The organism is Rhodopila globiformis (assembly GCF_002937115.1).
Taxonomy (GTDB): domain Bacteria; phylum Pseudomonadota; class Alphaproteobacteria; order Acetobacterales; family Acetobacteraceae; genus Rhodopila; species Rhodopila globiformis.
Genome location: NZ_NHRY01000240.1, coordinates 1 through 10,253, shown reverse-complemented (window position 1 = coordinate 10,253; position 10,253 = coordinate 1). Strand labels below are relative to the sequence as shown.

Below are 10,253 nucleotides of genomic sequence, written 5' to 3'. Positions count from 1 at the left end.
GCCAATGCGGCCGCAGGCCCCCGGCATCCCGTCTCTGCGTACTCTGCGCCCCGCTCTGCGCACTCGGCGTTGAATCGCGGTGATCGGGGCGCCACCAGCGTTTGGTGTTCGGCGACTTCACCGGCCGCACCGCTCTTTGTTGCGGCAGCGCATTCTTCAACGCAGGGATCGCAAAGCGGAGCGCAGAGCCCACAGAGAAGATTTCGTTGCGGCCAGCGGTCGCGGCGGCTCCACGCCACGCCCGCCGCCGCGGCCGCCACCTCGCTGCGCAGGCTGGCCGCGCCGCCAGCGCCACCGATCGCGGCGCGCACCGAGGCCAGCAGCAGCGGCGGATCCAGCGGCTTCTCCTGCACGTCCACGGCGCCGGCCCGCATGGCCTCCACCACCAGCGGCGTTTCCGTGTAGCCGCTGATGACGATGACCGGCAGTTGGTTGCCGCGGCGGTTCAGCGCGTTCACCAGGCCGACCCCGTCCATGCCGGGCAGGCGGACGTCGGCGAGCACGCATCCGGTCAGGCCGGGCGTGTGATCGGCCAGGAACGCCTCGGCCGACCCATAGGCCCGCGCCGCGAACCCGGCTGATTTCAGCAGCAACAAAAGCGCGTCGCGCTGGTCCACGTCGTCCTCGACCACATAGACGCAAGGCGTTTCAGGCGACGGCGGCACGGTCTTCCTCTTGGGCGGCAGGCAGGTCGACGTGGAATGTGGTGCCATCGGGCGCCGATGCGAAGCCGATCGCGCCGCGATGCGCCTCGACAATCTTCCGCGACACCGACAGGCCAAGGCCGAGCCCGGTCTGCTTGGTGGTGACGAACGCCTGGAACGGCGCCTGCTGAACCACCGGCGGCAAGCCCGGCCCGGTGTCGGCGATGCAAAGCCGCACGCCCTCGGCATGGCGGCGGGTGGCGATCCGCAACGTCCGGTCCGGTTGCCCGGCCATCGCCTCGACGGCGTTGCGCACGAGGTTGACGACGACCTGCTGGATCTGCGTCCGGTCCCCCTCGATCGGCGGCAGGCCCGCGGCGAGGTCTCAGGCGATGCGGCCGCCGCCGCGGCGCTCGAAGCCCACGGCGTCGAGGCCTCGCGACAGGCCGGCGAGCAGGTCGTCGCGGTCGTGCTCCTGGCCGGAGCGGAGCATCTGCTCGCACGCATGCAGGAACGTTGCGGCCGCCGACAGCGGCTGGCTCAGTTCGTGCGCGGTGGCCGATACGGTTTCCGCGACCGCGCTGACCTGGGTGGCGTGCAGCAGTTCCATCTGTGTACCGCGCATGCGCTCCTCGGCGGCATGGCGGGCGGTGATGTCCTGGGCGACGCCCCGGAGCACCGTCGGCTGTCCGGCATGGTCGCGGTACAGGCCGGCCTGCACATGCACCAGCCGCGCCGGCGCCGCGCCGCGGCCAACCCATCCCTGCCAGTCGCAGCCGCCTTGCCGGACGGCGTTGCGCAACGCCTCGCCGGCGAATTTTCGGTCCTTGTCAGTAATGGAGTCGAGAAGATCTGAAGCCCTCAGCGCGACGTCCGGCGGGAATTCGAACAGCCGCCGCACGAATCTGCAAGCCGTCAGGCGGCCGTTGCGCACGTCCCATTCCCGGGTCCCAAGGCCGGCGGCGTCCAGCGCCAGTGCCCGGGACTGCTCCGACAGCCGCAGCCATTCGGCGGACTGCCGTCGTTGCAGGAAAGCCATGACCCCGACCAGGAAACTCGCCAGCACGGCGCCGAGCAGCGAAGCGGCGGTGGCGCGTATGGCATGCAGGCGGGTTTGCCGCTCCACCTCGGCGCGCCGGCTATCGATGAGTGTGCCGAACCGCCGGGCCTCGGCGCGGATGGCGTCCATGACCCGTTTGCCCTCGCCTTCCGCCACCGCGGCCCGGGCCGCCTCCAGATGCCCCCCGCGCGCCATGTCGACGGTGGCGCCGGTGAACGCGAGCTTCTCCCCGGTGAGCCGCACGATGGTTTCCGTTGGAACAGCAGGATGCGCCTTCGCCAGCTCGGCAACGACGCGGTCCAGCCTGGCGGCGATCCGTGGGCGCGCGTCGTCGTGCAGTTCAAGAAACGAGGGATTTCCGGTCGCCAGGAAGCCGCGCTGGCCGGTTTCGACATCCTTGAGCTCGCTCAGCAATCGTTCCAGGTCCAGTCTCGTCGTGGCAAGGCGGCCGATCACGGCCAGCCCCCGGGACGTGACGACAGCCGCGGAAACCAGCCCGAGTGCGGTCAGGGCCAGCAGCAGGCAGGCGAGCCACAGCGGCAGGCTGGCATGGCGGCGGAGCCTCGGTTCCGTGCGTTGCTCGCCCGCGGCAGGCGCGGGCGGAACGAAACCTCCTGATGGTCCTGCTGCCGTCATGACGGTGCCGGAGGATACCGCCACCTGCCCGGCCCGGCTGTCACGAACAGGTGACAACCAAACAAAGCGGGCAATCAAAGGCCGGATACGCGCAAAGGCAGTGAATTTTGCGATGACTTTGCCGTGATATTTGCTTATGGAACCAGTGTGGCGGTTCGCGCGCAGGCACGCCTCTGCGCAAATCGTGGAGCACGGTTCGCATGTTGCAGGAGTGGACGAACTGGCTGGTCGATCCGGCAGGGCTGACGCCGCATGGTTTCTGCCTGCTGCGGGAGCCGGGCCTGATCTGGACCTATGCGGCTTCGGACACGGGCATCACGATCGCCTATTTCACCATACCGCTGGCGCTGGCGGTTTTCGTCCGCCGCCGCAAGGATCTGGTTTTCCGGCCGATTTTCTGGCTGTTCGCTGGGTTCATCTTCCTGTGCGGGTCCACCCACCTGATGGACGTCGTCACGCTGGGGTGCCGGCCTACGACCTTCAGGGGATCGTCAAGGCGGCGACCGCGGTCGTTTCGATCGCATCGGCAATCGCCGTGTGGCGCATCCTGCCCGATGCCCTGGCCTTGCCATCGCCGGAACGGCATGCGCAGGCCGTGGCCGCCCTGCGGGAAAGCGAGGCGCGCCACCGGGCCAGTTTCGAGCACTCGCCAATCCCGATGCACATCCTCAGCGAAGACGGCCTCATCACGGCGGTGTCGCGAAGCTGGCTGCGCCTGTTCGGCCTTCCTGAAGCGGCGGCGGTTGGCCGCCACGTCACGGAGCTGCACCCATCCGGCGCGGACGGCTGGATCGAAAGCGACCTGGCCACTCTGCGGGCCAACGGCGAGGTGCATGACCTGGAACGCCGCTACCTGCGCCATGACGGCGCCGTGCTGAACGTGCTGCTGTCGGCGCGGCTGGAAGCCCGGAACGGCGCGGCCTGGATCGTCTGCGTGCTGATCGACGTCACCGAGCGCCGCCGCACCGAGGCAGCCTTGCGGACGAGCGAAGAACGCCTGCACCAGGCGCAGAAGATGGAGGCCATCGGCCAGTTGACCGCAACATCGCGCACGACTTCAACAACATGCCGCAGAGCATCACCGGCAGCCTGGAACTGATGGAGCGTCGCCTCGCCGACGGGCGGCCGACACGGGACGTTACATCGGCAACGCAAGGAAGGCGGCGGACAGCGCGGCGACGCTGACGCACCGGATGCTGGCGTTCGGCCGGCGCCAGGCCTTGCAGCCGACGGTGGTCGCGCCGGATGCCTTGCTGCGCGGCATCGCCGGCCTGATCGCCAGTGGCATCGGCCCGGCCATCAGGCTGGCGTTCCGCCTGCACGACGGATGGAGCACGGCCTGCGACGCGAACCAGTCGGAGAACGCGCTGCTGAACCTGGCGCTGAACGCGCGCGACGCCATGCCGGCGGGCGGCGCGCTGACCATTTCGACGGCGGACCGGACCGTGACGGCGGCCGATCTGGCTGATCAGGACGGGGTGGAGCCGGGCGATTATGTGGCGATCATCGTCGCCGACACCGGCACCGGCATGGAGCCGGAGGTGCTGCGCCGGGCCTTCGAGCCGTTCTTCACGACCCGGCCGATCGGCCGCGGAACCGGGCTGGGGCTGTCGCAGATGTACGGGTTCGTGCGGCAGTCGGGGGGCTTCGTCCGGCTGGAGAGCCAGCCTGGCCAGGGAACAGCGGTGCACTGTTCCTGCCGCGCCAGGACAGGCCCGGACTACATGCGCGGCCGCTTTCCGCGGCGCGGGCGGACCGTATTCCTGGCGATACGAAACCGCCGGCGACCGTGCTTGTCGTCGAGGACGAGAACCGCATCCGGAAAATGATTGCCGCGCTCCTGGCCGAGCGGGGTTATGCGGTGATCCAGACCCGGGACGGCCCGGCCGGCCTGCGGATCGTGCAGTCGGCGGCGCGGCTCGACCTGCTGCTGAGCGACGTCGGGCTGCCCGGGCTGAACGGGCGCCAGCTGCCGACGCGGCCCGCGCGCGCCGGCCGGGTCTGCCGGTGCTGCTGCTCACCGGCTATGCCGGCGCGGCGCCGGAGGACACCGACCTGCCGCCGGGCATGGAGGTCCTGCACAAGCCGTTCGCGTTCGACCAACTGACGGCCCGGGTCCGCGCCTTGACGGAAGGCATGGACGTCAAGGCATCGGCCTGAGCGCCGGGTCGTTCTTTCAGCGCACCGAGAGCGGTCCGAGCCTGCCGAGTTCCATCGCCTTGATCTGCAGGGCCAGGTATTTCGAGTTGATGCGGCACTGGGCCAGGCCACCGGCGATGAACCACACGCCTTGTTGCGGCGTGCGCTTGAACATGTTGGCAAGCTCGCCATCCGCGCCGATGCCCCAGACCGGACCGATGCGCGCCGCCATGTCCTCGCCAAGGGCGCGGCGGACGAGTTCCATCTGCGGATAGTAGCCCGTTGCCAGAACGATAAGATCGGCCGGGACCGTCGATCCGTCCTTCAGCAGCGCGCCGTTGGCGGTGAAGCGCTCGATGCGGTCATACTGCAGCAGCCCGATCTCGCCCTTGATCATCAGCGCCGAGCTGCCGGCGTCGAGGTTGTAGCCGCCGCCGCGGCGGAAATACTTCATCTGGTGGCCGGTCTCGTCCTCGCCCACGTCGTGCCGGAAGCCGATGCCCTTCAGGCCCTCGATCATGTCCTTGTCGAGCTGCAGCATGCGCTGCGTGACGGCCTTGTAGCCCTTGATGATCAACGGCGGCGTCGCGGATGAAACGACCAGGTCGCAGTCCTCGAGCGGGCCGCCCTCGTCCCAGATCGCTTCGTTGAGCCTGGCGCTCGGATCGATCGACACGACGGTGGTCGAGCCCCGCTGGATCAGCGTCGTGTTCACGCCGTGGCTGTGCAGGTCCAGCGCGATGTCGTTGGCGCTGCTGCCGGTGCCCAGGATCAGCGCGTTCTTCCCCTCCCAGCCCGCGCCGCTGTTGAAACCTTCGGAATGGATGACCTCGCCTTTGAAATCTTCCAGCCCCGGCAGATCCGGGATCATCGGATAGGAGCTGACGCCGTTGGCGAAGACCAGGTGGCGGGGCCGCACGATCCGCTCGGTGCCGTCGCCGCGCTTCAGCCGGGCGGTCCAGGACCGGGTGGTTTCGTCCCAGGTCGCGGCGGCGAATTCCGTATCGGTCCAGCAATTGATCTCCATGGCGTCGGCGTAGAACTCGAACCAGTTCCCCAGCATGTCCTTCGGGATGTACTTCGGCCACGTCGGCGGGAATTCCATGTAGGGCAGATGGTTCAGGTGGATCGAGTTGTGCAGCGCCAGCGAGTGGTAGCGCTTGCGCCAGCTGTCGCCGATGCGCGGCCATTGCTCGACGACCAGCGTGTCAACGTCCAGTTGGTTGAGCCGCGCCGCGATCGACAGCCCCGCCTGGGCGCCGCCGATGACGAGGACGGTGGGTTCCCGGTCCTCATAGGCGACGGCTTTGCGGCGCACGTCCTCCCAATTGTCGCCGCCGAAATTCCGCGAATAGGCGGCGCCGGTCGGGCGGCTGGCGCCGATTTTCTCCTCGTGGCCGTGCAGCGCCTCCAGCGTGGTCGAGAGCAGCCACGCCTTCATGGCGCCATTGGCGTCCGGCGACAGGCGGATGATGCCGGCGCCGCGGCCGTCCGCGGTGGTGAATTCGAAGATCGCCTCGATGCTGTCGATGCCGAGGCGCTTCACCGCGCGGGGTGGCTTGCGTCCCGGCGGCAGGTGGAACCCGTGCGCGGCGGCGCGCGGCTGTTCCGCGGCGAGGCGGCCGGCGACGGCGTCCCGGCCTTCGAGCGGCGTCAGGTGCCAGGTGAAGGCGAGGATGTCGCGCCAGTGGCAATCCGGGTGGAACAGGGCGCCGATGCGTGCCTCATCCCGGGAGGCAAGCGCCGTCTCGAAGGCGGTGAGCCAGTTTTCGGCTGAACGCCGGGCCTGCTCCGCGGCCTGGAAGGCGAGAAAGGATTGATCGAAATCGTTCATCTGTGAACCGCTCCGTGCGATATCGCGCCCCAAGGGCGATGCTTACTGGGCAGTATGCAGACAAACTGGTCGGTGTCCATGCCGCGGCGGCGGGCGTGGCGTGGAGCCGCCGCGACCGCTGGCCGCAACGAAATCTTCTCTGTGGGCTCTGCGCTCCGCTTTGCGATCCCTGCGTTGAAGAATGCGCTGCCGCAACAAAGAGCGGGGCGGCCGGTGAAGTCGCCGAACACCAAACGCTGGTGGCGCCCCGATCACCGCGATGCAACGCCGCGTGCGCAGAGCGGGGCGCAGAGTACGCAGAGACGGGATGCCGGGGGCCTGCGGCCACATTGGTNCTGGCATCGACCGCCGCTCGTTGCCGATCAAGACCCGGGCGTCTGGATACCGGTATGTATGTGCAATGAAAAGTGTGGCCCGCACGGCCCATCGGAACGCCGTCCCGTCAGTCAGAGCCATCGACGCCGCCCCGGGCGGCATCAGGCAGCCCGGGAAGCGGCGCCCGCACAGGATGCCGTCCCGCAGGACCGCTATCCCCAGGCCGAGTAGCCGCGCCCGCCCGGCAACTCATCCGTCGGAACGATCATCCGGCCGATCGGCCAGAGCGCGAGGCCGGCCAGCTTCAGGTGGGCCCAGGCGAACGGAATGCCGATGATGGTGATCGCGAGGGCCACGGCCTCGATCAGGTGGCCCAGGGCGAGCCACCAGCCCGCCAGAACCAGCCAGATCAGATTGCCCAGGAAGCCCAGCGCCCCGGTCCCGAGGTCGGCCTGGCCAGTATACTCGTCCCGGCGCACGACGCGGTAGCCGAACGGCAGCAGCGTATAGCCGGCGATGCTGAACGCCGCGCGCGTCCAGGGCAGGCCGATGATGGTGATGGCCAGCAGGACCCCGGCAAGCACCCAGCCGGCCGCCATCCACAGACCGCCGGTCAGCAGCCAGAGGATGTTGAGAAGAAGGCGCATCAGGGACATCGTTCGGACCTCCGGGACAGCGACGGCGGTGGCGACCCTCAGGCGCCGACCGTGTCAGTGTATCTTCAAGTCAGGTGGCTTTGACCCTGATCCATATCAACTCCCGTCACCAAGACCGTCCGGGGAAGAGATCCTCGACCACCTTCGCCACCTGGTCCGCCGCATCCGCCGGCACTGGCCGCCCCGTCGTCGTGTCGTAGACATCGATCGGCATGGCGTGGGGCCGCTCGAGCGACGAAGTCCTTCGGGAGATGATCAAGGATCCACGGCTTTGCGCCGTGCTGCTGGCGCAAAGTGGCAATTACGGCGGCGTTCCGGCGCGGGACATCAGATTCGGGCTGCAGGCCATGGTCATGCATCATTACTTCAGCGGTGCCTACTGTCCGGTTGGCGGCGCCGGGGCACTCTCAGCCACGTCGCGCTCTGTCTCGGGCTTGAAGGCGACATCCGCGCGCACGGCGCAACGACGGCGAACCACTGGTTCCACGCGACGTGGGACATCAACGATGCCGCATGGAATCCCCTGAGCGAGCCGTTGCCCCGCAAGATTTTCGTTTCTTTCCAGTTGCCGAAGGACCCGGAGCACGAGCCTGGCGACAGGCAGCGTCACACGGCCGAGGTCGTGGCCATGGCCAGCTGGGATGCCTTCGCCGGCTGGCGGGAGACGAAACACGGCCAGCGCCACAAGGATTACGCGGCCTTCAAGAGCGACATCGAACGCCGCCTGATGGATCGGTTCGCCCGGTGTTTCCCCCCCTGGCGCCGATGGTCGTTGCCCGGACCCTGTCCACACCACTCGCCAACGCCGCCTGCATTGGCTCCGAGCACGGTGCCAATTACGGAATCGAGGTCAGCCCGCGGCGGTTTCTGTCGCGAAGCCTCAGGCCAAGGACGCCTGTCCCGGGTCTGTTGCTGACTGGCCAGGACGTGGTCACCCCCGGCGTGACCGGCGCGATGATCGGCGATGTCATCGCGGCCTCGGCCTATGAGGCCAAGGTCTGCGCGCATTTGTTGTGACGGCACGCTGTCGAAGGCCGCGGTGGGCGCGGCAGCTTCTGTCCAGGGCGCAGGGATGGTGCCAGCAACCAAACTCTTTGCGATGCCAAGCGGTTACACTGTGCCCGTTGGCGAGTCCCCGCGACGCGACGAACGGGGCGGGCCAGGTATCCGGGACCTATCCTGGCAGCGTCACCCTCACTCCCACTCGATCGTCCCCGGCGGCTTGCTGGTGATGTCGTACGTCACCCGGTTCACCCCCCGCACCTCGTTCACGATCCGCCCCGCCACCCGCGTCAGGAACGCCATGTCGAACGGATACACATCCGCCGTCATCCCGTCCGTGCTGGTCACCGCCCGCAGTGCGCAGGCCATGTCGTAGGTCCGCCCGTCGCCCATCACGCCGACCGTCCGCACCGGCAGCAGCACCGCGAATGCCTGCCAGATCGCGTCGTACAGCCCGGCGGTGCGGATTTCCTCCAGGTAGATCGAGTCCACCTTGCGCAGCAGGTCCGCCTTCTCCCGCGTCACCGCGCCAGGAATGCGGATCGCGAGGCCCGGGCCGGGGAACGGGTGCCGGCCGATGATCGTCTCCGGCATGCCAAGCTCGCGGCCCAGTTCGCGGACCTCGTCCTTGAACAACTCGCGCAGCGGCTCCACCAGCTGCATCCGCATCCGTTCCGGCAGGCCACCGACGTTGTGGTGTGACTTGATCGTAACGGACGGGCCGCCGGTGAAGCTGACGCTCTCGATCACATCGGGATACAGCGTGCCCTGCGCCAGGAAGTCCGCCCCGCCGACGCGGGCGGCCTCTTCCTCGAACACCTCGATGAACAGCCGGCCGATGGTCTTCCGCTTCACTTCCGGGTCGGTCACCCCCTCCAGCGCGCCCAGGAACAGGCCGGAGGCGTCGCGATGCACCAGCCGGATGTTGAACCGGTCGCGGAAGGTTTCCACCACCTGCTCCGCCTCGCCCTGCCGCAGCAGGCCGTGGTCGACGAAAATGCAGGTCAGCTGGTCGCCAATGGCCTCATGGATCAGCACCGCCGCCACCGACGAGTCCACCCCGCCCGACAGCCCGCAGATCACCCGCCCGCTGCCAACCTGGGCGCGGATGCGGGCGATTTCGGTGGCGCGGAAACCGGCCATGGTCCAGGAGCCGGACAGGCCCACCACGCCATGGGTGAAATTGCGCAGCAACTGCGCGCCGTGCGGCGTGTGCACCACCTCGGGATGGAACTGCACGCCGTAGAAATGCCGCGCGTCATCGGCGATGGCGGCGAACGGCGCGCCCTCGCTGGTGCCGACGACCCGGAAGCCGGCCGGCAGCCGGGTCACCCGGTCGCCGTGGCTCATCCACACCTGCTCGCGGCTGCCCTTGGCCCAGACGCCGGTGAACAGGGCGCAGTCGTCCGCCACGTCGACATAGGCGCGGCCGAACTCCCGATGGTCCGAGGGTTCCACCGCGCCGCCCAGTTGCTGGCACAGCAGTTGCTCGCCATAGCAAATCCCCAGGATCGGCACGCCGAGTTCGAACACCACCGGCGGGGCCAGTGGCGCGGCGGCTTCGTGCACGGAGGCCGGGCCGCCCGACAGGATGATCCCGCGCGGGTTCCACGCCGAGATGCGCGCGGCGTCGGCGGTGAACGGCCAGATTTCGCAGTACACCCCGGACTCGCGCAGGCGGCGCGCGATCAACTGAGTGACCTGGCTGCCGAAGTCCAGGATCAGGATGCGTTCGGGGGTATTGGCGGGATCGGGCACGGTCTCGGTCATAATGTCATTGCCAGCGCTTGAACGGCTGGGCTTGGACCATGCCGGACGCCGCAAGGCAAGCGCCGAAACCCTAGTACACCTCGCCGGAAGAACGAACCCCATTTCGACGGCCGCTCACGCAGCGAGCGGCTTGCCGGTCATGGTCCACTTGAACGGCTTGGCGAGGGTGCGGTTGAAGTAGGCGATGAAGGCCTCGA

General features: G+C 68.5%; 10 protein-coding genes and 2 pseudogenes. 6 read left to right on the top strand and 6 right to left on the bottom strand.

The window, feature by feature from the left end:
* From CCS01_RS24175 to CCS01_RS24165, 3 genes are all read right to left on the bottom strand, one after another.
* The coding region (locus CCS01_RS24175; protein ID WP_158258575.1) for a response regulator transcription factor at window positions 1-617 on the bottom strand (617 nt) is incomplete at its 3' end.
* 31 nt (window positions 618-648) lie between these two features.
* A complete protein-coding gene (locus tag CCS01_RS24170; protein WP_275112953.1) occupies window positions 649-1,005 on the bottom strand; it encodes a sensor histidine kinase in 357 nt (118 codons plus the stop codon).
* Window positions 1,006-1,029: 24 nt separating this feature from the next.
* Complete coding sequence (locus CCS01_RS24165; protein ID WP_104521325.1) at window positions 1,030-2,340, bottom strand: CHASE3 domain-containing protein; 1,311 nt, start codon at window positions 2,338-2,340, stop codon at window positions 1,030-1,032.
* A 200-nt stretch (window positions 2,341-2,540) separates the two neighbouring features.
* Here CCS01_RS24165 and CCS01_RS36345 point away from each other — a divergent pair.
* The 5 genes and pseudogenes from CCS01_RS36345 to CCS01_RS35465 form a co-directional block, all read left to right on the top strand.
* A pseudogene (locus CCS01_RS36345) lies at window positions 2,541-2,848 on the top strand (hypothetical protein); the annotation flags it as partial.
* 27 nt (window positions 2,849-2,875) lie between these two features.
* Window positions 2,876-3,439, top strand: a complete 564-nt coding sequence (locus CCS01_RS36340) for a PAS domain S-box protein (protein ID WP_456307620.1) — start codon at window positions 2,876-2,878, stop codon at window positions 3,437-3,439.
* Window positions 3,440-3,533: 94 nt separating this feature from the next.
* The gene (locus CCS01_RS24155; protein ID WP_104521323.1) at window positions 3,534-4,169 is read left to right on the top strand and encodes an ATP-binding protein; all 636 of its coding nucleotides are present in this window, start codon (window positions 3,534-3,536) and stop codon (window positions 4,167-4,169) included.
* Window positions 4,166-4,252: pseudogene (locus tag CCS01_RS36230) on the top strand (hypothetical protein); the annotation flags it as partial. The gene CCS01_RS24155 and the pseudogene CCS01_RS36230, both read left to right, overlap by 4 nt.
* Window positions 4,253-4,347: 95 nt before the next feature.
* Complete coding sequence (locus tag CCS01_RS35465; protein WP_239992374.1) at window positions 4,348-4,500, top strand: hypothetical protein; 153 nt, start codon at window positions 4,348-4,350, stop codon at window positions 4,498-4,500.
* Between the two features lie 16 nt (window positions 4,501-4,516).
* Here CCS01_RS35465 and CCS01_RS24145 read toward each other — a convergent pair whose 3' ends face one another.
* Window positions 4,517-6,313 (bottom strand): NAD(P)/FAD-dependent oxidoreductase, encoded by a 1,797-nt coding sequence (locus CCS01_RS24145; protein ID WP_104521321.1) that lies wholly within the window; start codon window positions 6,311-6,313, stop codon window positions 4,517-4,519.
* Between the two features lie 527 nt (window positions 6,314-6,840).
* On the bottom strand, window positions 6,841-7,284 hold the full coding sequence (locus tag CCS01_RS24140) for a YccF domain-containing protein (protein ID WP_104521320.1): 444 nt from the start codon (window positions 7,282-7,284) through the stop codon (window positions 6,841-6,843).
* A 744-nt stretch (window positions 7,285-8,028) separates the two neighbouring features.
* Between CCS01_RS24140 and CCS01_RS33145 the strand changes: the two genes are divergently transcribed.
* Window positions 8,029-8,301 (top strand): hypothetical protein, encoded by a 273-nt coding sequence (locus CCS01_RS33145; RefSeq protein ID WP_146101935.1) that lies wholly within the window; start codon window positions 8,029-8,031, stop codon window positions 8,299-8,301.
* 177 nt (window positions 8,302-8,478) lie between these two features.
* Here the strand turns inward: CCS01_RS33145 and guaA are convergent, their stop codons facing one another.
* Window positions 8,479-10,056, bottom strand: coding sequence for a glutamine-hydrolyzing GMP synthase (guaA, locus tag CCS01_RS24135; protein WP_104521319.1), 1,578 nt, complete (start codon window positions 10,054-10,056; stop codon window positions 8,479-8,481).
* Window positions 10,057-10,253: the final 197 nt, after the last annotated feature.